Below are 25,471 nucleotides of genomic sequence, written 5' to 3' on the forward strand. Positions count from 1 at the left end.
GAAAAGCCGGGGAAACTGGTCCACGCTCCGACGCCTACACGGCACGCCAGCTGTCGCGGTCCAGCCGGACAACATCCGCGACACGCTGCCCGGGAAGTGCCCGGGAAGTAGGCTCCGGGTCGCTCCCACCGAGTCCGTGCACCGTTGTGTCGCACTCCACATTCCAGGCGTCTCGGACTTAGGCCACGTGCGTGGCCGGCGCCTCATGTCGTGACGGTCTCGCCGAGTCCCGGGAGCACATTGCGTTCCCCCGACCTCATGGATCTCTGGGTCGCTGTCCGCCATCGCCTCAACGCGGCCACACCACATTGAGGCCATGTGCGAAGGCCCCGCGGCCGGCCTGCCGATGCCCGAACCCATGGCGACGCCGGTGAGAAGTGTGATCGGTGGGGCGCATCGGTCAAATCCGCAACCTAACGACTAACGAAAGCCCGAGGCATGGACACCCCCGGGCGGTCGAGGCGGCCGCAAGGCGCAGGCCGACGCCGGTCAGGCCGAGCAGCATCCCGTTCAGACGACGATCAGCGCGCCCGGCCATGGCCGGTGACGACGTCGGCGACCTGCTCCACGTCGGCGGGTGCGGAGCCTTGCCACGCCACGTGCAGGTCGGGACGCACAAGAACGAGGTCCGCGCCGCATATTCGGCGGGCGCCAAGAGAGGACACGTCGACCACCTCGACGGGTGCACCCCGCCGCTCGAGCGCGCCCACGAGCGGCCGACCGTCGGCCGGGGCCGCACCGAGCCGAAGGAGCGAGTAGCCGAGCCCGAGCCGGTCCTGCAGCGGTGACCCGTCGTCCATCCAGACGCTCGGGAGCCGGCGCCCGAGATGACAATCCTCTGCCGGACGCTCCCCGTCGCACGCCGAGCCGCGGCTCCCTGATGCAACAATCGGCGACTCAGCGTAGACGTAGTCATCAAAGGTCTCGGCGCGCACCGCCTTCTCCCCCTGGGAGAGTTCGGCGATGCGCTGTCGGGTGACACTGCCATCCGGGGATGCCTCGCGCACGTTCGGCCGGTACGCCGCGCGCCACGCCCGCCTCGCCTGAAGCGCCCGGCCGGACGCCTCGACGTTCCTCAGCGCCACGGGGCGGCGCTCGCGCTCGTAGGACTCCAGGAGAGCCGTGCCGCCCCAGCCCTCGAGCGTGCCGGCCAGCTTCCACGCCAGGTCGGTGGCATCTCCCACGCCTGTGTTCATGCCGAGCCCGAGGGTGGGCGTGGTGAGATGCGCCGCGTCGCCCGCGAGGAAGACTCGGCCTGCGCCATAGCTCTCGGCGACCATGAGGCGCATCGTCCACTCCCCGACGTACAACGTCTCGAACATCAGTCGCGGGTCGACGCTTCGTACGATGCTCCGGAAGAGTTCCACCATGTCGTCGTCGCTGGGTACGTCGGCGTGGAGCGAGAAGTGCCTGCAGTCGTCCTGGACGATGAGGAAGGTCGACCGGTCGTCCGCGACATGGTAGTGCCGTCCTTGTCCCACCGGGATGCGCTCGTAGAGACCGTCGCAGCGAAAGAGCGCCTGGCGCAGCTGGCCGAGGTCGGGCTCGCCGCGCAGGCGGATGTCGAGTTCGCGGCGCACGGTGCTCGAGCCTCCATCACAGCCAACGAGATAGGAGGCGCCTACCTTCGCCTCGCCCTCGGGACTCTCCAGCATGGCCACGACCCCATCGTCGGACGCGTCGAGCGACACCAGCTCGACGCCGAAGCGAACGTCGACACACGCGATCTCTTCGATCGCCTCCTTTAGGAGGGGCTCGAGCGTGTACTGGGAGATGAGCTGATAGGGCTCGACGGGATGGGCGCCGTCGTCCCTCCCCCGGAACGCCGCGAACTGCTCCTGAACGGACGGCGCCGTCCAGCGAACCACCGGTTCGCGATCGGCGAGCGACGCAACAATGTAGGCATCCATTGGGAGCTCGGCCGGATAACCGGCCCGCCGCACGCGGTCCGCTATCCCGAGACGCCGGTAGATCTCCATCGTCCGGGGCCGGCACTGCTCCATCTTCGGCAGGAACATCGGCTCACGCCTCTTCTCCACCAAGATGCATGCGATGCCCCGGCGCCCCAGGTCGAGCGCCAGTCCCATACCGACCGGGCCCCCACCGACGATCAGCACCTGTGTCGAATCCATGCGTCGTCCCACCTTTACACCTCAGGCTCGGTACACCGCCGGGGCATGCTTATGTGCGTGAATGGCCAGGTCTCTTGAGTGGCCAGGTGTTCTCCGTGTCATACGCACGCTCGTATGACGGGTGGGGAGAGCACCACAGGAGCATTTGCGTCGATCAATCGGCGGCGGGCCGCCACTTCTGGAAGTGACGCTCGATGCGCCGGGTGATGCCGGTCAGGATCACACCGATCGTGGCGACCACGACGATGCCAGCCATGACCTTGTCGGTCTGGAAGGCGATACCGGCGTTCGCGATCATGTAGCCCAAGCCGGAGTTTGAGGCGTACAGCTCACCCACGATTGTGGCGATGAGCGCCGTCGCGACGCTGAGCCTGACGCCGCTCGCGATGAATGGAATAGCGCTAGGGAGGGCGACCGTCCTGAAGAACTGGAGATCGCGGGCTCCGAAGGCACGGGCACACTTGACCAGGGTCGAGTCGACGCTGGAGATCCCGGCCATGGTGTTCGTGACGATCGGGAAGAACGCCCCCATCGCAACACACGCCATAGTTGAGTGCGCGCCCAGGCCGAACCAGATGACGAACACCGGCAGCAGCGTCACGTAGGGAACCGCGTTGAAGAAGGCCAACAGTGGCTCGAACATGTCGCGAAGTACGCCGTACCATCCAATCGCGACGCCGAGCGGCACGGCCACAACCAAGGCGATCACGTACCCGACTGCGAACTCACGGGCGCTGATGCCGAGGTTCGACATTAGCGAGCCGTCAGAAAGCATGTCGCCCAGCGTCTGAATGATGCGCGATGGGCTGCTCACCTGGATCGGCTTCAGCAGCCTAATCGCGACGGCGCCCTGCCAGCACGCGAGGAAGGCCAGACCCGTGAGGGAACTGAGCAGGGTGCGGCGCAACTGACGACGCCTCCGGATCCTCGCAGCCGCCCGCCGGTCCTTGGATCGGGTATCGCCTGCGCGCACAACCTCGGCCGTGTCGACAGACGGCGCGCTCGACTTCGCCATGTCCGCGGTGGTCATGCCGTCGCTCCAACCGATGCGGCACCGGAACGCCGGTGCTCCTCCTCGATGAGGCCCGCGACGTGGTCCATATAGTCGATGAACCGGCTGTCACGCTTGATCGAGAGAGGGCGTGGACGCGGGAGGTCGATCTCGATCACCTCACGCACTCGGCCGGGTCGTGCCGACATGACGACGACCAGGTCCGCCAGATAGATGGCCTCATCGATCTGGTGGGTCACGAACACCGAGGTCTTGTGGGACTGCTCCCAGATCCTCATGAGTTCCTCCTGCATTCGCTCCCGCATCTGCGCGTCCAGGCCGCTAGTGGGCTCGTCGAGTAGCAGCACATCGGGATCGACGGCCAGTGCCCGAGCGATGTTGGCGCGCTGCGCCATCCCGCCCGACAGCTCTCCCGGGTACGCCTTCTCGAACCCCGCCAGGCCGACAAGGCTGACCAGCCGGCGTACCCGCTCGACGTCGCTCGGGTTCTTGTGGCGCCGCTGAAGCTCCAGGCCGTACTTCACGTTGTCTTCGACGTTCCTCCACGGCAGCAGCGCCGCATGCTGAAAGACCATCGCCCGCTCCGGACCCGGACCGGAGATGGGCTTGCCATTTAGAAGGAGCTCGCCCGAGGTGACCTTGACCAAGCCGTCGATCGCGTTGAGCAACGTGGACTTCCCGCAACCGCTCATTCCGACGATGCAGACGAAGGCACCGTCAGGAATGTGCAGCTCGACGCCTTCCAGCGCCACCACGCGCCTGCCCGTACTCGCGCTGGTGTACTCGACTCCCACATTTCTCGCCTCAAGGCTGGCCATGTCCTCTTCACTCCGGGTTCGAACTGCGCTTCGATGTGGGAACCACTTTCATGGCCTTATCTTGCCGAAAGCGTTCCGTTATCACGAACGGGTATTCCGTAGAACAGGCTATAAGGCCCACCTCGGAGTGTCAACCATCACACCTTGTCGATGCGCTCCGCCTTCACATGCCTGTGCCCGGTCGCTGCGATCGATTCCGGGCACGGTGTCCGGTGCGCTGACGCACAACGACGCGGCGGATACGGCTCTCAGGCGAAGACGATGGTGTGGTTGCGGTGGCGGATCACGCGGTCCTCGGCATGCCAGGCCACGGCCCGGGACAGCACCGCCCGCTCGACGTCGGCGCCCCGGCGCTGCAGGTCGGCGACCGTGTCCGCGTGGGTCACCCGGACGACGTCCTGCTCGATGATCGGGCCCTCGTCGAGCTCCTCGGTGACGTAGTGCGCGGTCGCCCCGATGAGCTTGACCCCGCGCTCCTTCGCCTTCGCATAGGGCCCCGCGCCGATGAAGGCGGGCAGGAAGGAGTGGTGGATGTTGATGATCGGCACCGCGACCTCGCGGATGAAGTCCCCGGAGAGGATCTGCATGTAGCGGGCCAGCACGATGAAGTCCACGTTCCCCTTCAGCAGCCGCAGGTGCTCGGCCTCGGCGGCGGACTTGTCCGGACCCGAGGAGGGCACGTGGAAGAACGGGATCCCGAAGGACCGCACCTCCTCGGCGGTGTCGGGATGGTTCGAGACCACCATCGCGACGTTGACCGCCAGCTCACCACGCCGATGCCGCCACAGCAGGTCCAGCAGGCAGTGGTCGGACTTCGAGGCGAAGATCGCCACCCGCTTGGGCACCGAGAGGTCCCGCAGCCTGAACTCCAACCCGAACTCTCCCAGCGCCGAGCGCAGGTCCTCCTCGATCCGCGGCAGCGCGGCCTTGAGGTCCCGCATCCCGAAGACCGTCCGCTGGAAGAACGCACCGCCCTCCGGGTCGTCGGAGTACTGGTCGAGCGAGACGATGTTGGCGCCGTGCCCGCTGAGCACGCCCCCGATCGTGCCGACGATCCCGGTCCGGTCCCGTCCTCGCACGATGAGGGAGGCGTGGTCGGTCCCCGGTACGCCGGCCGACTGCGCGGGCCGAGCCTGGGTCAGGGTCATCGTCGTACTCCTTCGGTGAAGTCGGTGAGCCACTCCGAGGTGGCGCGCAGCCCGCCGAACGTGTAGAAGTGCAGCCTCACCTCACCGTGCACCTCCGGCCGGTAGCGCGCGGCGAACTCGTGCAGGAACCGGTCGGGCCCGGCTGTGCCCATCAGGTTCGTGAGCGAGAAGCCGTACTTCCGGGCGATGCCGGCGCTGGTGCCGATCCCGAACCGCGAGGCGTAGCGGACCAGCCGCCGGATGCCGGCCGGGCCGGCGACCCCGACGCGGATCGGGAGCCCGATGCCGCGCTCGCGCACCTGCTCGATCCAGCCGATCACCGCGTCGACGTCGAAGCCGAACTGCGTGATCACGTCGCCCGCGAGGTCGTGCCTCGCCAGCTCGGTCGCCTTGGCCTCCAGTGCCCGCCACAGCTCCGCGTCGTCGATGTCGGGATGGCCCTCCGGGTAACCCGCCACACTCACATGCCACACCCCGTACTCCGGCAGCGCACCGGACTCGATGAGGGACAGCGCACTCGCAAACGGACCATGGGGCACCACCGGATCCCCACCCACCACAAACACCCTCTCCGCCGCACCGTCGGCGGCCAGCGCAGCCAGGAACTCCTCCAGCCGAGCCCGCGACTCCAACCGGCGCGCCGAAATATGCGGAACCGGCACGAACCCCAACTCCCGCACCCGCCGCGCCGCACCGAGGCGCAGTTCCAGCGTCTCGTGCTCCAAGAAGGTCACATTGATCCGCGTCCGCCGCGGAATTACGTTCCGCGCCTCCTCCAGATGCGGCACATCCCGGGCCGTCATCTCTAACGAGAAGTCGGACAACAAAGACTTCAACTCCGGTACTGAGGTGGGCATGTCATATTCTTTCGAGTTCCGTGTGAGGAGGACGCGGAAGGTCGACGGGGCTAAGGGCCTCGCGTAAACGGGCATCCGGGACCCGAACGTTATGCCTCGTGCTCTCGTGGGGGGAACAACCTCGGCGATTGCGCTCAACTCCGTCTCAATCGCAGCCATCCGAGATATCACCCGCCACCGCGAGTTTCGACCCACTGGGCCAGACGACCGAGGTGCACCAATCGGGTGCCAGCGCGGTCGCACAGTGCTTTCGATGCCGCCACTCTAGAAGCCCCACACACCACTGGTGCTGGCGGCTTCGATGATTGAGAGGCAAAGGAAGTCAATCGTGGGCGAATCGGTATTGGACGGCCTCGCGTGTACGGCAGAGAGTGGGAAGCGGCCGGATACGCATGTCCTAGCCATTCCAACACGCACCATAAAGGAACACCCATGCCACAGAACCTCCAGAACCTCCAGCGCCTCCTCGACATAAGCGGGAACACCGTAGAATTCTTGCGCAACTCCCAGATCGGGCTCTACGTCTTTCCGGTAGTGCCAGCCGAATTCTCAAATTGGCAACGCGAACAGAAGGCATGGCGCGAGACGGCCGTCCTGTACGACCAATCGCATCACATGGTGAACTTCTTCCTCTCGGGACCGGACGCACTGAGACTCCTGTCGGAGACTGGCATCAACTCGTTCGCGAACTTCCCAGTCGACACCGCGAAGCAGTTCGTGCCGACCGCTTCGAACGGCGGCGTGATCGGCGACGGCATCTTGTTTCATCTAGATGAGCTGGACTTCGTATTCGTCGGCCGTGCGCCGACGGCCAACTGGCTGCAGTTCCACGCAGAGACCGGCAGTTACGACGTCGAGTTCCGCTACGACGACCGCTCACCCTCGCGTCCATACGGCCAGCCCGTGCATCGCGAGCTGTATCGGTTCCAGATCCAGGGACCCAACGCCTGGGAAATCATCGAGAAGCTCAATGGCGGGCCGATGCCGACGGTGAAGTTCTTCCACATGAGTCACATGGAGATCGAGGGCGAACAGGTCCGCACCCTCCGCCACGGAATGGCCGGCGCTCCGGGCCTAGAGATGTGGGGGCCCTTCGAGCAGCACGGCAAGATCCGCGACGCCATCCTCACGGCCGGCGCAGACTTCGGCATCGAGCCATGTGGGTCCCGCGCCTACTCCACGAACGCCTTGGAGTCGGGCTGGATCCCCTCCCCTCTGCCGGCGATCTACTCCAGCGACGCCGAGCGGGCCTACCGCGAGTGGCTTCCGGGGAGTTCCTACGAGGCCAATAACGCGCTCGCTGGCTCCTACCTCTCCACGGACATCGAGGACTACTACCTCAATCCGTGGGAGCTCGGTTACGGCTCGTTCGTCAAGTTCGACCACGACTTCATCGGTCGCGACGCGCTTGCGAAGATCGATCCTGAAAGCCAGCGCAGGAAGGTCACTCTCGCCTGGAACGACGCAGATCTCGCAGCCATCTGGACGTCGTTCCTGGACCGCCAGCAGTTGCCGTACCAGTTCTTCGACTTGCCGAACGCGAACTTTGGATCCTCAAAATACGACTCGGTCGTCGATGCGGACGGATCAGTGGTGGGTGTCTCGTTGTCGACGGGCGTCACCGCGAACGAGCGCAGGGGCCTCTCCCTGGCGACCATCGACCGCGATGTGCCGATCGGTGCCGAAGTGCGAGTCGTCTGGGGTGAGGATCCGCTCACCGCGAAGACGACGGTCGAACCACACCGCCAAGTCGCGGTCCGAGCAACGGTCAGTGCCGTGCCCTTCGCGGACACGGCGCGCAACACCTACCAGCGCGGATGGCGGAGCGCGCAACCTGCTCGCTAGCAGCTGGCTGGCTGGTTCCTCCGTCGGCGAAGGCGCCACCGACACCGTTCCCCGGGCTGGACCGAGGTCATCACCAGAGCCGTCGTCCGCCTACCATTGAGGTTGTGAAAGCCCGTACTACATGTGCGATGGGAGCATCGCAGAAGGTAGTATTGAGGGCCGATGAACGTCATCGCCACGGAGGCCTCATGTCGCACGCAAGCCTCGACGGCCGCTACGGGTTACACCTCGTCGGCATGAGCCGCTACGGCAGCACCCGGTAACACGCGATCGGCTACACCGGGTGCCGCTGCATGCGCGGCCTCTCTCCCGGAATAGCACGAGGGAGGACGCTACGTGGGAAGTATGGAGATACGGCAACTCATCAGCTTCCTAGCGGTCGCCGAGGAGCTCCACTTCGGGCGCGCGGCCAAGCGGCTTCACATGGCACAGCCTCCCCTGAGCCAGCAGATCCGAAGACTCGAGCAGGAGTTGGGAACTCGGCTCTTCGAACGGAGCACCCGAGCAGTGAGGCTAACCAGCGCGGGCGAGGCGCTCGTCGAACCCGCACGGGCGGCACTGGACAGCCTGCGAGCGGCAGAGCGTGCGGCCCGTGCTGCCGGTCGAGGTGAAGTGGGACGAGTGCGCGTTGGATTCGCGGGAGCGTCGAGCCACGAGAACCTCCCGCCGCTCGCCTTGGCCGTCAGGAGAGAGCTACCAGGAGTCGAGATGGTTCTAGAAGGGCGGGTCTATTCGGAGATCGCGAGTCGGCGGATTCTCGACGGCAGCCTCGACCTCGGGTTCGTCCACATGCCCGCACGGTCGGACGGATTGGCGACGCGTGGCGTTGCAGTCGATGAGCTCTGCGTCGCTGTCTCGGCGGGACATCGGCTAGCCCAAGCGGGCACGGTGCGAATGGCCGACCTGTCTTCAGAGGATTTCGTGAGCCTTCCGCCGGATGTTGGGTCTTCGATCCACGCCGCGACCACCCGGGCATGCATCGCGGCGGGATTCGACCCCAAGATCGTTCAGGTTGCGCCCGACTCACTTACCCAGTTGGCGCTGGTGGCGACGGGGGTCGGTGTCGCCGTGACCCTCTCGTCCTGGCGGAGGATCCACCAGCCGGGTGTGACGCTACTCGGGCTCATGAGCGCGCCGAGGCTCGAGACCGCTCTTGCATGGCGGGCCGACAACGAGTCTCCGGCGCTTCGGGCCGTGCTGGCCGTCGCCGACCGCATCTACGGCGAGGGCCGGACGTCACCAGCGAAGCGGGGCGGTTGACCCGGCCGGCGGAAGGGCAGAACAGCGATGCCGGCTCGGTCACGGCGAGCCCGGTGCGGGGCTCGCCGACCGGGGACTGTCAGTTCAGTGCAAGCCAGGAACGCCCTCAGCATGTCGGAGACGGACGGATGGGGGCTCGCGTCATTGACGCGAGCCCCCATCACGGCGTGCTCAGTTCTTGACGCAGTAGCTCGTGTCCATGAAATCGGCGCCGGTCAGGCTCATGTCCTTAAGCGTGCCGTTCTCTTGGTCGATCTTGACTAGATTGTCAAGACCCTGCTGCGCGATGCAGCCGCCCTCGGGGTAGGCCTTCACTCGGACGACGTAGGCGTCGTACGCGCTGTTCGCAGCAGCCTCGCTGACCTTGGCCTTGTCCTCGAGCAACTTGATAGCGCCTGCCTTGTTCGCCGGGTCATTGACCCAGGCGATGCCCTTGGCATAGGCGCGGATGAAGGCCTCGACAAGGGAGGCATGGTCCTGAGCCCAGTCCTGGCGAACCGTGATCGCCGTGAGCTGGGGCAACCCGCTGCCGAGATCCGGGAGGAAGTACAACTCATGATCGCCCGCCTCCTTCAGCGGGACGTCGTCAGGCGGCAGGATCATGGCAGCGTCGACCACGCCGTTCTGAAGGGCGTCGCGACGCTGAGAGGATGCCGCCATGTACTGCATATCAACGGCTTTGGCGTCCACGCCGTTCTCGGAGAGGAACCGTTTGAAGACGGTCAGATTGGCGTCCGTCTCCATGGGCACTGCGACCTTCTTACCAGCGAGGTCGGCGGGCGACTTGATGTCCTTGTTCGCGTACAGCATGGCCGGTGCCACGGCAACACCGGCTGCCACAGCAACCAAGTTGGTGTCGCCACGAGGGTAGAGGACGAAGTCGCTGCCGTCCTGGGCCATATCAGCCGAGCCGGTTGCCAACGCCCTGGTCATCAGCGACGGGTCGCCGTATGTGATGTCCAATTTGATCCCCTCGGCTGTGAAGTAGCCCTGCTCGACGGCCGCCATCAAAGGCCAACTGCCACCCCCGGGAGGCAGTGCCGCATACTTGATGGTGCTAAGAGCGTCACCCGAGTCCGAACCGCTGGACCCACACGCCGTGACTGTTGCAAGGACGGCCGCGAGCACGGCGACAAGCGCTCTCAGGTGTTGACGTGGTGCCATCTGCTGATTTCCTTTCACTGTGTACCCGCACACCAGGGCGCCTGAGATACGGACGTCCAGGATGAAGGCGCCGACCCGAGAGAGGAACGATGAGCTCCTAGATGCGGTCTCACTGCCGGCGAGACAAAGGCCTGCATGCGGTTCGCAATTCCCCAGATGCCCAGTGCCTGCCTCGAAGGCGATTGTTCCGTTCAAGAGAACATCTATTCCGTAATAAGACTAAAGATGCGGTCAGGACTGTGTCAAGCGCCACACTTCTGGGTTATTCGGAGTGAAGGAGCCGTCGGTTCCGGATGGATGCAGTCGACCAAGGGAACGTCACCCGCATCCATGCCGTGGCCCAAGTACCCACCGACGCCGGTACGAGGGTCGTCGTCCCTCGCCATTGGAGCGCAGGCAGACGACTCGCGGCGACGCTTTCACCGAAACCGGCCAGCCGATCGACCCGTGCTGGCGCCGGTTGTCGACGACGCCCTTTTAAACGTCGCCGACCCCAGTGCGGACGAGGCAGTGACGGTGGCTTACGGCGACCCTGCGCGTAGAAGGCAGTCCCTCACCGTAGAAGGAGAGTCGGGGAACTACGGCGACAAGATCCATCACGCGGCGCCGGGCCTTGAAAGCGGCGGGAACCGGGGCGTGCCTGGGCGTGTTTGCGCGGTGGCGGGGAGTCGACCCCCTCAGACCGGTGGCGACCGTTCTCTGGCCGGGCGCGGCTTGGCCGTTTGAACGAAGTTTGTCAAGAGCATGGCAAGGATCATCGGTCCGACGCCGCCCGTCGCCCGCTCTACTTCCCGGCGACGGCCCTCACTGCACGGTGCGACATGACCAAGAATTCCCTCGGCAGTGGGGGTGATGCCGACGCTCAGCGGGCGGGGATCATGTCCCGCCGTTCCTCTCAACTGGCATGGGCAGCGCGCTGCGGAGATTCGTGCGGCCGCTCTCCATGTGACTCCGCTCCGCGGGTTTCAGTCGCACGAGCCCCCGACCGCGCAGTCACGCCCGTCTGTTGAGTCGGTACTGATCACGGGCGAAGGCATCCAATGGCGCCGGCGCGACGGTGGCTCGGACCTCGACCTGCCGATGCGGCTCCACCCCCGGCTTTGAACTCACGGGGCGCTCACCCCAGACGACGGTTACCTGGGTTCCCGGCTCGGCGTGCGCGTTGTCGACAGAGGCAAGCGATAGGAAGACGCGCTCGTTGGCGACATAGCCCGCGTCCATCGACACACCGACCAGCTCGCCCGAGTTCAGCACGGCGTCCTGCTGGTAGGTGGCATAGCGGGCCTTGGGCAGGTTGACCAGTTTGGCCGGAAGCTGCCGGCTGTTGAACAGCGAGCCCATGATAGTGCCCGTCACGTCCTCCGACTCCCAAATGAGGGAGACCCGACGTCGCGGAGGCTCGGCGGCCATCTTCTCAAGAGCCTCATGGCCGACGAAGTCGTGGTCGAAGGAGACGATCTTGTCGTAGCCCAGGTCGTACGGCGTCAGGTAATGATCCTCGATCGTGTCGCGACTGAGGCTGCCTCCGAGCGCACCGAGGCCCGTGGGAACCAGCCACTCGCGGAAGCCTCGACTCTGCTCGCCGGTGAAGATCGCCGGGACCGTGGGCGGGATCCAGCCCGACTCGAGGTTCGCGGTCGAGTAGGCCTTCGAACCCACCTGCCGGAGTTCGAACTCGCGTCCCGCATCCAGCAGCGCCTGGCGCACCTGCTCGCCCTGCTCCCACGGGCCGAACAACTCAAACCCGGGCTGGCCGGCCATGCCATGACGCAGCACCTGGACCGCGTGGCCCGCGATTTCGATCTCGACCATATGGAAGAACTTCACATCCGGCACCGGCTGGCCGAGCACCTTGGACATGAGGTCCTTCGCGAACGGGCCCTGGACCTCGTAGCGATACTGCTTCGGCGGCCGGCCGGGCTCGCGGGCGGCGGAGTTCGGATCGAACTCGAACTCAACGCCGTAGCCGCCAACCTTACCGTGGTAGCGCACCCAGTCCATGGCGACCTTCGCCCCCACCATGTTGAGCGTGCCGTCCGGGAGATGGGTTAGCACGACGTCTGCGATATAGAAGCCGTCGTGGTTGGTGACCACGTACTGCTTGGCGTGGCCTGGGCCGAAGTTGCGGAAGCTGTTGACACCGAGGTCGCGGAGGAGGTCGACCGCCCGGTCGCCGCGAAGGAAGAGATCGTTCATGTGGTGCGACTGGTCCATCAAGACCACCGACTCTCGCCAGGCGCGTTGCTCGGACTGCCAATCGGTGTGCTCCGCGACGATCGGCAGCGTGAACGGCCGCGCGGGCCAGTTCCTGAGTAGATCCAGTGCGCTGCCGGCGCGGGCGATGGCAGACTCAAGCGATTCGTTCTTCATGCGTTTAGACTCCAGTTCTTCATGGTGTGCACGTACGTCGCCACTCTTGGCACGACGTCAGGAGTCGCGTAGGGCGGCAGCAAGCCAGGCCGAGCCCTAAGTGAGTCCGCCGAGCGCGTAGAGATGCAGGCGGGCCGGCCGGATCCTCGACGAGCCGGCCAGCCGACGAGGCGACGAATGCCTCCGCCCGCGGTCCGCAGGAGGCGGTTCAGGAACCTGCATCTTGCTAGCGATGGAGGTCGTCGTGCTGACCCCGAACAGGCGCTAATGGGATAGGAGGCGTCGGACGCCGACGGGCCCGGGAACGCCGCGACGGGATTGCCGAGGTCCCGGTTCCAGAGCTCGCCGATCCAGTCGCACTCCCGGTCCGCGGCGAAGTTGAACGGGGTCACGATGGGGGCATCGATACCCTCCTCATCCAAGGCGCTGATCTTTGCGGTCAGCGCCTCCCACAAGAGCTCGTCTGCGATGTCCGTGTATCCCTGCGGATAGCCAGCGACGCCCACGCTTAGGACGCCGCGCCGACTCAGGACGCTCGACACGCTGACCTCGAACGCCTCGCGAAAGGGGCCCAGGGGCCTCGCAGGGTCTCCGCCGTGGATCATCAGATGATCGACGGCAGCGAAGCCCCCGAGCATCTCAGCGAGATCGATAGCGGACCCGGGTCGGCGAGCTGAGACGTGACGTACGGACACCAGGCCCAGGCGCGCGACGGATCCCGCAGTGGCGAGCCGGGCTGTTGGCTCCTCGCTGCCGATGTAGATGAGGTGGGCCTGGGTCCCGGTGCCGGGTCTCCCGGCGTCGGCTGCCACTGCGTCGGCGTCGTGCCCTGTCATCTCCGGACAGAGGTCGCTCCGCAGGGCCCGCAGTCGCGAGAGCGTCAGTTCGGTAGTCGCCTCGGTCACGCGCTGCGTCCTCCTGAGTCCGTTCTTTTAAACGGAACGTTCGTTCTTCTCAACGAGATTAACAGAACGGTGCGGTTCAGGAAATAGCGGATCGGGGGGAGGAGCTGATCGGTTTCGGCAAGCGTCGGTCGGCGTGCCGGACCACCGATGGAGCGAGCGTGAAGGGCAAGGTGAGAGCGGCGGCCGCGTCCACGCGGTCAGGCGATGAAAGAGGTGAACGCTTCCGCGGCCTCCACGACCACTTGCTCCATGCCGAGCGACTCGTCGTAGCGGGAAGACGGCAGCGTCAGTCCGATCGATCCGATGACAGTGCCGCGGGGCCGGAACACAGGAGCAGCCACGCCCAGTGCGTCCGGGACACGTTGACCCACCGTGCGCGCGAATCCCTGAGCGCGCACCTCCTCAATCGTCTGACGTACGGACGCGATCGGGACGAGCTTGCCGCCGATGACGGTCGGATCGTCGAGATCCTTCAACACCTGTTCGCGATCGTCGGCATCGAGGAAGGCAAGGATGGCCAGCCCGCTCGCACCCAGATACAACGGGCGCCACTCGTTGGCGTCGACGACGTAGCGCAGCGGACGGGTGGTCTCGACGAGGGCAGCCATCATCATCTGCTTGCCCTTCGGGTCCAGCAGGCCGAGGAAGGCGGTCTCGTTGAACCGCCCCTGGAGCTGTTCCAGCGTCGGAATGGCGAGGCGCCGCAGGGAGAAGTGCGAGGAAATCTTGGCGGCCAGTCGGAACATCTCGAGACCGAGCGAGTATCGACCGGTCTCGCTGTCGCCGACGACGAGGCCCTGTTCCTCCAGACTGGCGAGCGTGCGGTGGACCGTGCTGGGCGGCCGGCCGAGGCCCCGGGCGATCTCACGAACGCCCCACGAGCCTTCCGGACTGTCCAACATCCATCGGAGCGCTTCGAAGGCCTTCTCGACCGGATCACGAGGGCCGGTCGCAGAACGCCGACGCGTGCTGGTGTCCGTCACTGCGGGCGCCTCCTCTACCGGGGACCGTCGCGGCGTTGATCGCACAGGTCCTCCACATGTGGGCTCGACGCTACCCAATCGTCCCCTGAGCCGCACTCCGGCGATGTACCGCTGGGGTCCGACCGGGCCGTGGTCACTGCGATGATCCCCGCCGGGAGGCGAGGAAACTGTCGACCTGCTCACGATGAGCCGCGGATCCGAAGCAGATGGCCTGCGCCTGACGTCCTTGCTGGTTGAGGGCCTCAAGGCCGGTCTCCAGCGACCGGTTGAGCAGACCCTTGGCGAGCGCCTGGGCGAGCAGAGGATGGCCGCCAAGTTCACCCAACCAGCCGCGCGCCTCGCCCATGAGCGCATCGGCGGCGACGATTCGATCTACGAGGCCCCAGGCGAGGGCCTGCTGGGCCGTGACGCTCCGGCCGGAGAAGACGAGTTCCTTCGCACGCGCCGGGCCGATGCGCCGGGGCAGATGAAAAAGCCCACCGCCGTCCGGGATGAGGCCACGTTTGATGAAGGCAGAGGACAGACTCGCCTCGGGCACGGCCCATATGAAGTCGCAGTTCAGGGCAAGATCGAGCCCGAGGCCGTGCGCCGATCCATTGAGGGCGGCAAGGGTTGGGAAGCCAAGCCCGTAGAGCTTCTGCAACGTCTCGTGGAGAGGAACCTGGCGCCTCCAGCCGATCTCGGAGGCGCGGTTTCCCTGTGCGGCACGCTCTTCCATGCTCCGGATGTCGCCGCCCGCGCAAAAGGCGCGGCCCGTGCCCGTCACGATCAACCCGCGGAGTGAGTCGTCCGAGCCGAGGATGTCGACCGCGGTCTTCAGCTCGGCGCGCATCTGGTCGTCGACCGCATTGAGCAAGCGCGGCCTGTCGAGTCGCAGCACCGCCAGTCCGTCCTCGGCGTCGAGACGGATGGCCTCCCACCTCTCGCTTCCGGACGACAGTGGGCTCACCAGTTCACCGCCACGTACTTGGTCTCGAGGAATTCGGTGATCCCTGCCGCCCCGCCCTCGCGGCCGAGCCCGCTCTGCTTCATGCCTCCGAACGGCGCCGCGGGATCCGACACGAAGCCGCGATTGATGCCGACAACCCCCGCTTCGATCCGATATGCGACGCGCAGAGCGCGGCCGACATCTCGGCTGAAGACGTACGACGCAAGGCCGAACTCCGTGTTATTGGCGCGCGCGATGGCCTCCGCCTCGTCGCCGAAGGTGCAGATCGGCGCCACCGGGCCGAAGATCTCGGTCCGCAGGATCGGATCCTGCGGAGGTACGTCGGCCAGGACCGTCGGCGCGAAGAACCAGCCGGGCCCGTCCAGCTCGGCTCCACCGGTTAGGAGGCGCGCGCCCCCCGCGATGCTCTGCCGGACGAGCGCCGCGATCTCGGCGCGCGCCGGCTCGTTGATCAGGGGCCCGACCTCGTTGTGGGGGTCCATCCCGGGCCCGACACGGAGACGTGACATTCGCTCCGCGAACCGTTCGCCGAAGTCCGCTGCGATCGACTCGTGGACGAGGAAGCGGTTCGCCGCGATGCACGACTCGCCGCCGTTGCGCATCTTCGCAACTAGCGCACCCTCGACCGCCGTCTCCAGGTCGGCGTCGTCGAAGACGAGGAAGGGCGCGTTCCCGCCGAGCTCCATCGAGCAGTTCAGAACCTGATCCGACGCAAGACGGAGCAGCATCTGGCCGACCTCGGTTGAGCCAGTGAAGGACAGCTTGCGGACGCGCGGGTCGCCCAGCATCGCCGCCACGGTCGGTCCCGATCGCCTGCTCGGGACGACGTTGACCACACCAGCAGGGGCACCGGCCTGCGCGAGGAGGTCGGCCAGCAGGAGCGCCGTCAGGGGCGTGTCGGAGGCGGGCTTGAGCACCACCGTGCAGCCCGCGGCGAGGGCTGGCCCGATCTTCCGGGTGGCCATGGCCGCCGGGAAGTTCCATGGAGTGACCAAGACCGAGACGCCGACGGGCTCCTGCAGCGCCAGGATCTGCTTGTCGGCGGCCGGGCTCGCGCCGACCTGCCCCCGAATACGCACGGCCTCCTCGGCATACCAGCGGAAGAAGCCGGCCGCGTAGTCGGCCTCGCCGATTGCATCGGCCCAGCTCTTGCCACTCTCGAGGACGATCAGGCGAGCGATCTCGCCGCGGCGCGCGATCATCGCCTCGTAGGCTCGACGAAGCACGTCGCCTCGCGCCCGGGGCGGGGCAGATGCCCACAGCGGGCCGGCCTCCGCAGCGGCGGCCACGGCCGCGATCGCGTCCTCCGTTGTACCCGAGGCCACCATCGCCACCGTCCCTCCAGTGGCGGGGTCGGCGACAGCGAAGCGCTCGCCGTCGCCGGCGGCGATCCACTTGCCTCCGACATAGAGGTCGTCAAACAACGTCTCACTCATTATGGTCTCCTCGATGCGCCGGTCGGCACGACTCACTCAGCGCGCCAGACGGGCGGGCGCTTGGCCCGCCAAGCGGCCACGCCCTCCTCGGCGTCGGTGCTGAGATAGGGGTTCGGATAGGGGTCCGCCCGCAGGCACGCCTCAACCGAGAGATCGTGGCTGAGTGCCGCGATCGCCTTGAATCGCCGCACGCTCAGCGGGGCCCTGCTCGCCAGCCGGGCGGCGTACGTCGCCGCCTCGGCACGGAAGGTCGCGTCGGGAAAGACGCGCGCGACCAGGCCGTGGGCCTGCGCCTCGTGCGCGGTCAGGCTCTCGCCGAAGAAGAGGAACTCGTTGGCGACGGCGGCGGGCACCAGGCGAGGAAGCATCACGGCCGCGAACTGGCCGCCGAGTCCCAGCTTTGACTCCGGCATGCCGAGGCGAGCACGTTCCGCGGCGATGCGCAGGTCACAGGCGAGGGCCAGCTCGAAGCCGCCCCCGAGCGCCCATCCGTTGATGGCGGCGATCACGGGCTTGGAGCACTCGCGCACCGCCTCGAAGGGGTAGCGGATGGGACCGACCGTTGGCATCCGGCGTACCGGGCGGTCCGGCCCAGCCGACTTGAGATCGCGTCCGGCGCTGAACGCCTCGTCACCCTCCCCAGTGACCATGACAACCCATACGTCGTCGCGGCGGTCCAGCTCGTCGAAGAGGAAGGGCAGCGCCTCCATAGTCGCGTGATCGAGGGCGTTCCTGCGCTCGGGACAGCTGATCGTCACCGTCGCGACCCGGTCGGCGACCTCCAGCCTCAGCCGGCTCGTCCTCTCCGCGCCCGGCTGGTCCGTCACAGCGGACATGGCGTCCACAGCCCCGTATCGAGATCGTTCATCATGGCCGGGTACAGCCTCTCCGGCGAGCCCGAGGTGCCCCACTGGTCACGGGACTCGGGATCCGACCGCTTAAACCGCCTGACCTGCCAGGTGTCCTCGTCCTCGACGAGCTCGAGTTGGGTGGTGTACTCGACGACGTTGCGGCTTGGGTCCATGAAGTAGGAGAAGGTGTTGTCACCCGGCATGTGCCGGCCCGGCCCGCACAGCAGCTCGCCGCCGGCTCGCAGGAGCCGGCCGGTGGCCCTCATGTACTCGTCGATGCCCCGCAGGTTGAAGGCGACGTGGTTGAGCGAGGCGTGCGGACCGCGGGCGATGGCGATCGTGTGGTGGAACTCGTTGGTGCGCAGGAAGCACATCACGTCGCCGATCCAGTCCGAGAGCCGGAAGCCGAGGAAGGACTCGTAGAAGGCCTTCGTCTTGGCAACGTCGGTGGAGTTCAAGACGACGTGGCTCAGCTTCTCCGGGATCCACTCCCGCTCCTCGAGGGCGCGGTACGGGCGAGGGGCGACGTCCGCCGAGACCTCGACGATACGGCCGTCCACGTCGAAGAAACGGAAGCCGTACCCGCCGCCCGGGGTGTCGAGCGTCCCCGGCTCAGAGACGAGCTGGATGCCGCTGGTGGCCAGCTGTGCCGCCAGGGTGTCGACGTCGGCGGCGGAGGCGACGGCGAACGCGAGCAGGTCCATCCGCTTCTCGCCCTGGCGCAGGCGCAGGACGTAGTTCTCCGGGCTGCCCTCGGCGGAGAAGAACGCCACCCCGGAGTCGGTCTCGGCGCACGTCAAGCCCCAGGACTTCTCGTAGAACTCCTTGGCTTGATCGAAGTTCTCGACCGCGATGCCCACGTGTCGCAGTCCGGTGATCAATCGGGTCATGCCCTCTCCTCCAGTCCTGAGGCTGTCATCTGCGTCCAGAATCGGTGCACGGTCGAGGCGAGCCGTTGCGGCTGCGCGCCATAGTCGCCGAGGGTTGCTTCCAGGCTGTGGAGGGCGTCGGCCCCGCCGCTGCCGGCGGCCACGGCCTGATGGAGAACGGCCTCGATCGTCTCGAAGTACCGGAGCATCTCGGCGAGCGCCGTACGGTCGGTGACCGGACCGTGCCCCGGCACCACGACCTCGATCGGCCAGTCGACGAGCCGGCGCAGCGAGGCGATGGTCCCGGGGAGGTAGCCGTCGAGCCAGTACGGATGGATGTCCTGGAAGACGAGATCTCCCGCGAACAGCACACCGGCGTCGGGAAGGTAGGCGACGATGTCCCCCTTCGAGTGGGCCGGCCCGACATAGTCGAGCTCGACGGTGAGGTCCCCGACCTTGTGGGTGTACCCCTCGTCGAACACGACCGTCGCGGTCCGGACCTGCACCGAGCGGATGTCCGCGACCACGTCCGCGGGATAGCGCGCCGCGATGTTGTAGTGGTCGAGGAACTCCTCGACCATGGCATCGCCGCGCTCTAGGATCTCCTCGCGCGCCAGACGATGGGAGACGACGGCGACGTCCGGCCCGAAGACCTCGTTGCCGAAGACGTGGTCGCCGTGGAAGTGGGTGTTGACCACCGTGGTCACCGGGCTGCCGGTGACGGCGCGGATGCCGTCGAACAGCTGACGGCCGAGCATGGGCGCCATCCGCGTGTCCACGACGAGGGTCTCGTCGGCTCCCGCGACGAAGCCGCAGTTGGAGCTGCCGAACTGGTTCGGTGGCACGACGTACACGCGCTCGGCCACCTCCCGCGGGCCCTGGGAGGTCATCGTGCCCTCCCACCCGCCGTGAGCACGAGGCACCTCAATGCTTCGCCTCCTCCAGCACGCTGCGCGGGAACAGCTCCTCGGGCTCCACGCGCCGCACGGCCATGTGCTGGTCGACCGAGTACCTGGTCAGGGCGTCGAGGGTGACCCGGTTCGCCTCGACGCCGTACGGCCAGATGTCGTCGCCGAACAGCGCGCGCGCCTCCTCCGCCGCCTCCACGACCCACGGCAGGGAGACCTTGAGCGAGGAGGTGTCGAACAACGACTCCTGGCTCATCCGGTTCGCGTGCAGGTAGGCCTTGTAGAGCGCCGGCGCGACCCACGGGTAGCGCTCATGGACGTCGGCCCGCACGCCCAGGCAGTGCATGATCGGGTAGATGCCGGTGCGCTGGTAGTAGGCGCGCTCCTCCTCCGGGTAGTTCTCGAAGAGCCGGCGGACCGGGACCTCGTCGTCGAAGTAGGTCGGGGGCGTGCGCGCCGTGAAGATCGCGTCGAGCTCGCCCGCACGGATCATGTCGTCGAGGGTCTGCTCGGAGCCGATCGCCTCGATGGGAAAGCCGTCGGGGAAGTTCGTCTGGTACTTCTCGTGACGACCGGGGTGGATCAGCCCGCCCTGCTTCCACTGCATCTCGTCCAGCTTGACGCCGTACTCGTCGACTATGAGGCCGCGGGCCCACATCGCGGCGCCCATCTGCCACTCGGGTACGCCGACAACCTTGCCACGCAGGTCCTCGGGGCTCCCGATGCCGCGGTCGGTGCGGATGTAGATCGCGGAGTGTCGGAAGGTGCGCGAGAGGAAGACCGGGAGCGGGACATACGGGAACGAGCCGCGGGACGTACCGACGAGGCACGTCAGCAGTCCGATCTCCGACACCTCGGGGGCGCCGCCGTACGCCACCCGGGCGAAGAGCTCCTCCGGCGTGTTGAGGATGTAGTTGACGTCGCAGCCCTCGACCTGGACCCGACCGTCCACGATGGGGCGGACCCGGTCGCCGTCGGCGGTCGCGATCGTTAGCTTGAGCTTGGTCATCGAGCTTCCTCCTGGGCGGACGTGGTTGATGTGTCAGTCTCGTCGGCGCGGAGCGATCGCAGCCCGACGGAGGCGACGGCCGCCATCGCAGCGATGGCACGCTCCGGCATCGAGAAGACCGGCACGCGAGCCTCTCGATACAGCCGCAGTGACCCGGGAGCCAGCACCTCGGCCCCCATCCGGGCGACGACGACCGGCTTGTGGGAGCCCTGCGCTGCACGCACGACACCGCGGGCTACCTCGATCGCCGGCGGGTCGGCGTTGCTGGTGAGCATTACGAGGACCGCGTCGATGCCATCGTCCTGCAGCATCGCCTCCGTCGCGATGCCGATCATGCCCGGCTCGACATTGATCTGCATGGTGACGTCGACCGGATTCTCGGCATGCCCGAAGGACGGGATCGCCGCCTCGATGGCGGTCCGTGCTGCCGTCGACAGACGCGGAAGCTCCAGTCCGCGTCGCGCGCACTCGTCCGCGACGACGCTGCAGGCGCCCCCAGAGGCGGACACGACGCCGACTCGCGCGCCAATAGGCGCCGGCTGCCACTCTAGGACGATCGCGGCGTCGATGAGCTGCTGGAGGTTCTCGACCTCGATGACGCCCAGCTCCTTGAAGAAGGCGTCGTACACACGCTCGTCGCCCGCGAGGGCGGCGGTATGCGACTGCACCGCGGCCCGGCCCACTTCGGAGCGGCCGGTCTTGTAGGCGATGACCGCCTTGCCGTTGGCACGGGCCGCCTCGCAGCCCGCCCGGAACGCCTCGGCGTCGCGGATGGCCTCCACGAAAAGCAGGATGGTCGCCGTCTCGGGATCGCGGGCGAGCCATCCCAGGTAGTCGCCGATCGTCAGGTCGGACTCGTTGCCGGTCGAGATCCAATGACTGAAGCCGATCTCCGACTCGCGGAGCCGGCTGAGCAGCGAGCCTCCGATCGCACCCGACTGCGAGACCACCGCCACCGACCCGTGCGGGAGCGGACCGTCGCCCATCTCGAAGGAGGCGCCCATGCTCGCGCACAGCCCCACGGGCCGGCTGGCCAGGCCGGCGGTGTTCGGCCCGCAGACCACCATGCCGTACGAGCGAGCCACCTTCGTCAGCTGCTGCTGGCGCATCTGAGCCTCGAAGCCGCCCACCTCTGAGAACCCGGCACCAAAGATGATCGCCGCCTTGACCCCGGCGCGCCCACACTCCTCGAGCACGTCGATGGCCGTCTCGGCTGGCACGCAGATACACGCCAGGTCGGGCACGAACTCGATCTTGTCGACGCTTGGGACTGCGCGACACCCCATTACCTCGGTGGCGTGCGGGTTCACGACCACGATCTCGCCCTGGAACTCGTGCCGGATGAGATAGCGCAGCAGGCGGCCACCCTGCTTCGCCGGATTCCGGGACGCGCCTACGACGACGACGCTCCTCGGGGCGAGGAGCGCATCGAGCTGCTGCGGGGACCTCGGGGAGTGTTCGGCCGGGACGCCGGGATCCGGCTGCTGCAGGATCCGGATGTCGACCGCTACCACGCGATCGGCGTCGCATATCACCGGGTTCAGGTCGATCTCTGCCACGGTCGACTCGTCGGCGATCAATCGGCTCACGCTGGCTACAACTGCGCCGATGCCCTCCAGATTGATGCCCGGTACGCCTCGCGCCCCACGGAGCACCGCACGGGAACGCAGGTCCTCGATCATCTGGGCCACCGAGCCGCCGGCGACCGGCGCCAGCCGGACGGCGATGTCGTCAAACGCTTCTGTCCAGAGCCCGCCGAGTCCGAGCATGACGACGGGTCCGAAGATCGGGTCCCGCCGAGCGCCGACGATCATCTCCACCGTGCCGGCGGGCTCCATCCGCTGAACCAGAATCTGCTCGGTTCCCGGGACTTCCTCGAGGACCTTCCTCGCCTGTTCCCCGACCGACCGCCGATCTCGGACGTTCAGCGCGACGCCGCCGACATCGCTCTTGTGGACGATCTCCTTCCCTAGGGCCTTCAACACCACCGGATAGCCGAGCTCGTCGGCGGCGCGACAGGCCTCCTCCGCCGAGCCGCACTCGCGCTGGGCTGGAACCGGGATTCCGTACTGACTCGCCAATTCGGCGGCCTTATGAGCATCCATAAGCACCGCGGCCGCGGACGTCGGCTCCCTACGGACGACGCCGGACGCGACCTCCTCGATCTGGCTCATCGCACCGCCATCTGCGCCGGTGGAACGGCGACGGTCCGGACGGACTGGAAAGGTGCGACCTCGGGCAGGTCGAGTCCGGCGCTTATTGCCCTCCGGTAGATGCGGGCAGCGATGGCGATATCCTGTACGGCAGAGCCGACGGACTTGTACAGCGTGACGCCTGTCGCGGCGCGACTGCCCACCTCGCCGATGAGCACGTCGCCGATGAGCACGTCGCCGAGGGGCACGACTCTCTCGGGGTCGAACGTTCCGGCGGCCCTTGCGGCGATCACGTCACCCGACTCGACGAGGACATCCGGACTGTCGATCACCACACGGTCGACGCGCGGCCAGACGTCCTCGTCCAGCTCGCGCTGGTCCGGGAGTGTCGACCCGACGGAGTTGATGTGGAGGCGCCCACCGGTCAGCCACAGGCCGCTCATCGCCGGGCCACGGCCGGCCGTGTTGGTCGCCACGATGAGGACGTCGGCTCCCTCGACCGCCTGCTCCGCGGCGTCGATTGGCACCGCCGAGACGGCGCCTTTCGTCGAGTCGGCCACGTGCGCGCAGAACTCCTCTCGGCGTCGGGGCGTCGGGCTGAAGACCTGAATTCGCCGGACATCCCGGACGGCGACAAGCGCGTCCACTTGGGCTCGGGCCTCCAGACCCGAGCCGATGACGCCAACGACGGGCGCGGACTCCGGAGCCATCTCGCGCGCCGCCAGCCCTCCGCACGCCCCCGTGCGCAGTGCCGTCAGGTGTCTCCCGTCCATGACGGCGAGTTGCTCGCCGGTCTCCAGGTCGAAGAGGTGATAGGCGTACCGGGAGACGCCCCGGAAGCGATGGAACTCCTTGTAGCCGGCGATGCCCTCGTCGAGTAGCGCGGCTGACATGGTGCGCAGCCAGCCGTTCGGGAGCACTAGATTGCTGCGCTCCGCCTCGACGGCCCGGCCACGGGCAAGGGAGCGGTACGCGGACTCGAGCGCGTCGATCGCTTCCGGCATGGAGATGAGGCCCGGCACCAGGGCCTGGTCGAGTATGACGGTCATCACTACTCCATCGGGTTGCGGCCGATGAAGAAGTCGTCGTCCTCACCCGGCGCGGGAGCGATGCCGGACTGCACCAGGGCCCCACGGAGCGTGTTCATCTGCGACTGGAGGAGCCGAGCCTGAGGGCCGCGGGTCGGCCCGCCGTTGAAGCCGTTGAGCCAGCCCTTGTACTTCCACATCAGGCGGTGCACAAGGTTGGTGCCCGCCATGGTCTGAACCGTCAGGTTCTTCGAGGCGAGGCGGGCGGGCTGAAGCTTCCAGTACAGCTTCATCGCCCCGTCCAGGTCGCCGTCCTGCAGCAGGTCGAAGTAGTCCACGAGCTCGCGCCCGAAGTACTCATAGTTGGCGGTCCCCATGAACTCCATGCCGTAGGTAGAGGTCCAGGCCGGCGCGTTCTCCTCGAATGGGTCACTGACCACGACTCGGTCGTTGAAGCGCGCGAAGACCTCGGCCTGGCCTCCGACGCCCGGACGGCCGACCTCGTTCTTGATCGCGACAACCGTCTCGCAGTCGTTGACGAGGTCCTCGATAAGTTGGGACGAGAAGCCGCTCGGGTGCAGGCGCTCGAAATCCCAGTGGTGGATAGCGAACAGCATCACCCCGAGGTCGCTGGCCCCGCACAGCTCCCGCGTGAAGTCGTAAACGTCGCGCTCGGAGCGCGGCCGGAAGGTTGCGGGGTACGACGTCATAACCATGTCCACGCCGACCGACTCGGCGTACCCGATCATCTCCTTCGTCACCTCAAGCGTCGGGAACGAAGCCAGGAGCATGGTGCGGATGCCGCTCTTCTCGGCTTCGTCGACGGCGATGTCCATGACCTCCCGCATCTCGTCGTCCGTCGTGCCGCACTCCGGGACCAGCAGGGTGCCCCAATATCCGAAGCCCGCCGAAAGGCGGACATCGTGCCGAACCGCCGCCTCGTTCACAGCTCGCAGCGAGGTGGAGAGCGTGGGAAGCAGGCAGCCACAGATGCCCTTCATGTTCTCCCGTGCCCAGTCTCTGGCGTCGCCCCTGCTGTAGTCAGCCATGTCGCAATTTCACCGCCTGAATCTTCCATTGATGTTCGCTATTGCGGAACACTCGTTCTGTTAACACGATAACAGGTCATGGCCATCCTGACCATAGGTGTGGCAGATCACATCCCTCTACCTCTTCTCGCGGCGGGCATCCGCAGACATGGCTCCCGGCGCATCGAGGCGGCCGTTGATAGTCCTTGGGCCGCCCGGGTCACGCTCGAGCGGAGACTCCAAACCGCAGCCAACAAGGGCAGCCCAGAGAGGCCTGACGGCGGATCGGACCTACCGCCATGCCCATGCGTCCGCAATCGATCGCCGAGATGGCGAAGTGCCTCAGGATCTGGGAGCGCACTCGCAGCGCTGGGCGCAGTCGATGAGAAGGCCAATGGCGTCGCGCGCGATCGTGGGCCGCACAGGCGACGGACTCGGCTAAAGTCCGTGAGCCGAGCAATCAGATTTGGCTGCTGAAGCGGGGCGGCCAAGTCCTCCGCTCTGCAGCAGCCCCTCTCCCGCAAGCCAACCAGGATTGCCCCAGCCGGGCCAGGCCGCCGCCCGCGTCAGCGGCTGGTCAGGGTCAACGCGGCGTCGACGATCGAGGCGGTGTCGATCCCGTGGATCTCGTAGGCCTCTTCCACACTGCTGGACTGTCCGAACTCGGTCACGCGGAGGCAGCGGCTGCGGTCACGACGAGCACCACTCAGAAAGGAAAAGTTTGCGGGTGGCCGTCGCGCACGGTG

20 protein-coding genes are annotated in these 25,471 nt (G+C 66.8%); 2 read left to right on the forward strand and 18 right to left on the reverse strand.

What is annotated here, in order from left to right:
• Nucleotides 1-521: 521 nt before the first annotated feature.
• The 5 genes from ABLE53_RS00095 to ABLE53_RS00115 all read right to left on the reverse strand — a co-directional run bounded on the left by ABLE53_RS00095 (nt 522) and on the right by ABLE53_RS00115 (nt 5,934).
• Nucleotides 522-2,132 carry an FAD-dependent monooxygenase gene (locus tag ABLE53_RS00095; RefSeq protein ID WP_348856477.1) on the reverse strand — a complete coding sequence of 537 codons (1,611 nt, stop codon included), beginning with the start codon at nt 2,130-2,132 and terminating at the stop codon, nt 522-524.
• A gap of 154 nt (nt 2,133-2,286) precedes the next feature.
• Nucleotides 2,287-3,162, reverse strand: a complete 876-nt coding sequence (locus ABLE53_RS00100; RefSeq protein ID WP_348856478.1) for an ABC transporter permease — start codon at nt 3,160-3,162, stop codon at nt 2,287-2,289.
• Nucleotides 3,159-3,962: an ABC transporter ATP-binding protein gene (locus ABLE53_RS00105; protein ID WP_348856479.1), complete on the reverse strand. Its 804-nt coding sequence runs from the start codon at nt 3,960-3,962 to the stop codon at nt 3,159-3,161. The genes ABLE53_RS00100 and ABLE53_RS00105 overlap by 4 nt, the downstream gene beginning before the upstream one ends.
• A 248-nt stretch (nt 3,963-4,210) precedes the next feature.
• The gene (gene purU, locus ABLE53_RS00110) at nt 4,211-5,110 is read right to left on the reverse strand and encodes a formyltetrahydrofolate deformylase (RefSeq protein ID WP_348856480.1); all 900 of its coding nucleotides are present in this window, start codon (nt 5,108-5,110) and stop codon (nt 4,211-4,213) included.
• Complete coding sequence (locus ABLE53_RS00115; protein WP_348856481.1) at nt 5,107-5,934, reverse strand: methylenetetrahydrofolate reductase; 828 nt, start codon at nt 5,932-5,934, stop codon at nt 5,107-5,109. Before ABLE53_RS00115 ends, purU begins: the two co-directional genes overlap by 4 nt.
• 465 nt (nt 5,935-6,399) lie before the next feature.
• Between ABLE53_RS00115 and ligM the strand changes: the two genes are divergently transcribed.
• Both ligM and ABLE53_RS00125 read left to right on the forward strand, forming a co-directional pair.
• Entirely contained in the window at nt 6,400-7,812 is a 1,413-nt protein-coding gene (ligM, locus tag ABLE53_RS00120; protein WP_348856482.1) for a vanillate/3-O-methylgallate O-demethylase, read from the forward strand.
• A 345-nt stretch (nt 7,813-8,157) separates the two neighbouring features.
• Nucleotides 8,158-9,072 (forward strand): LysR family transcriptional regulator, encoded by a 915-nt coding sequence (locus tag ABLE53_RS00125; RefSeq protein ID WP_348856483.1) that lies wholly within the window; start codon nt 8,158-8,160, stop codon nt 9,070-9,072.
• A gap of 171 nt (nt 9,073-9,243) precedes the next feature.
• Here the strand turns inward: ABLE53_RS00125 and ABLE53_RS00130 are convergent, their stop codons facing one another.
• From ABLE53_RS00130 to ABLE53_RS00190, 13 genes are all read right to left on the reverse strand, one after another.
• Entirely contained in the window at nt 9,244-10,080 is an 837-nt protein-coding gene (locus ABLE53_RS00130; RefSeq protein WP_348856484.1) for an ABC transporter substrate-binding protein, read from the reverse strand.
• Between the two features lie 1,149 nt (nt 10,081-11,229).
• Nucleotides 11,230-12,606 (reverse strand): hypothetical protein, encoded by a 1,377-nt coding sequence (locus ABLE53_RS00135; RefSeq protein WP_348856485.1) that lies wholly within the window; start codon nt 12,604-12,606, stop codon nt 11,230-11,232.
• Nucleotides 12,603-13,511: a methylenetetrahydrofolate reductase gene (locus tag ABLE53_RS00140; RefSeq protein WP_348856486.1), complete on the reverse strand. Its 909-nt coding sequence runs from the start codon at nt 13,509-13,511 to the stop codon at nt 12,603-12,605. The genes ABLE53_RS00135 and ABLE53_RS00140 overlap by 4 nt, the downstream gene beginning before the upstream one ends.
• Nucleotides 13,512-13,708: 197 nt before the next feature.
• The gene (locus tag ABLE53_RS00145; RefSeq protein ID WP_348856487.1) at nt 13,709-14,494 is read right to left on the reverse strand and encodes an IclR family transcriptional regulator; all 786 of its coding nucleotides are present in this window, start codon (nt 14,492-14,494) and stop codon (nt 13,709-13,711) included.
• A 133-nt stretch (nt 14,495-14,627) separates the two neighbouring features.
• Complete coding sequence (locus ABLE53_RS00150; RefSeq protein WP_348856488.1) at nt 14,628-15,443, reverse strand: enoyl-CoA hydratase/isomerase family protein; 816 nt, start codon at nt 15,441-15,443, stop codon at nt 14,628-14,630.
• Nucleotides 15,440-16,915: an NAD-dependent succinate-semialdehyde dehydrogenase gene (locus tag ABLE53_RS00155; protein WP_348856489.1), complete on the reverse strand. Its 1,476-nt coding sequence runs from the start codon at nt 16,913-16,915 to the stop codon at nt 15,440-15,442. Before ABLE53_RS00155 ends, ABLE53_RS00150 begins: the two co-directional genes overlap by 4 nt.
• The gene (locus tag ABLE53_RS00160; RefSeq protein ID WP_348856490.1) at nt 16,912-17,715 is read right to left on the reverse strand and encodes an enoyl-CoA hydratase/isomerase family protein; all 804 of its coding nucleotides are present in this window, start codon (nt 17,713-17,715) and stop codon (nt 16,912-16,914) included. The genes ABLE53_RS00155 and ABLE53_RS00160 overlap by 4 nt, the downstream gene beginning before the upstream one ends.
• Nucleotides 17,703-18,620, reverse strand: a complete 918-nt coding sequence (locus ABLE53_RS00165; protein ID WP_348856491.1) for a VOC family protein — start codon at nt 18,618-18,620, stop codon at nt 17,703-17,705. Before ABLE53_RS00165 ends, ABLE53_RS00160 begins: the two co-directional genes overlap by 13 nt.
• Nucleotides 18,617-19,489, reverse strand: coding sequence for an MBL fold metallo-hydrolase (locus ABLE53_RS00170; protein WP_348856492.1), 873 nt, complete (start codon nt 19,487-19,489; stop codon nt 18,617-18,619). Before ABLE53_RS00170 ends, ABLE53_RS00165 begins: the two co-directional genes overlap by 4 nt.
• Before the next feature lie 34 nt (nt 19,490-19,523).
• Nucleotides 19,524-20,516 carry a substrate-binding domain-containing protein gene (locus tag ABLE53_RS00175; protein WP_348856493.1) on the reverse strand — a complete coding sequence of 331 codons (993 nt, stop codon included), beginning with the start codon at nt 20,514-20,516 and terminating at the stop codon, nt 19,524-19,526.
• Nucleotides 20,513-22,690 carry an acetate--CoA ligase family protein gene (locus ABLE53_RS00180; protein WP_348856494.1) on the reverse strand — a complete coding sequence of 726 codons (2,178 nt, stop codon included), beginning with the start codon at nt 22,688-22,690 and terminating at the stop codon, nt 20,513-20,515. The genes ABLE53_RS00175 and ABLE53_RS00180 overlap by 4 nt, the downstream gene beginning before the upstream one ends.
• Complete coding sequence (locus ABLE53_RS00185) at nt 22,687-23,718, reverse strand: ornithine cyclodeaminase family protein (protein ID WP_348856495.1); 1,032 nt, start codon at nt 23,716-23,718, stop codon at nt 22,687-22,689. Before ABLE53_RS00185 ends, ABLE53_RS00180 begins: the two co-directional genes overlap by 4 nt.
• Before the next feature lie 2 nt (nt 23,719-23,720).
• Entirely contained in the window at nt 23,721-24,746 is a 1,026-nt protein-coding gene (locus tag ABLE53_RS00190) for a dihydrodipicolinate synthase family protein (protein ID WP_348856496.1), read from the reverse strand.
• Nucleotides 24,747-25,471 lie beyond the last annotated feature (725 nt).

This window comes from Nocardioides asiaticus, assembly GCF_040049175.1.
Lineage (GTDB): Bacteria > Actinomycetota > Actinomycetes > Propionibacteriales > Nocardioidaceae > Nocardioides > Nocardioides cheoyonin.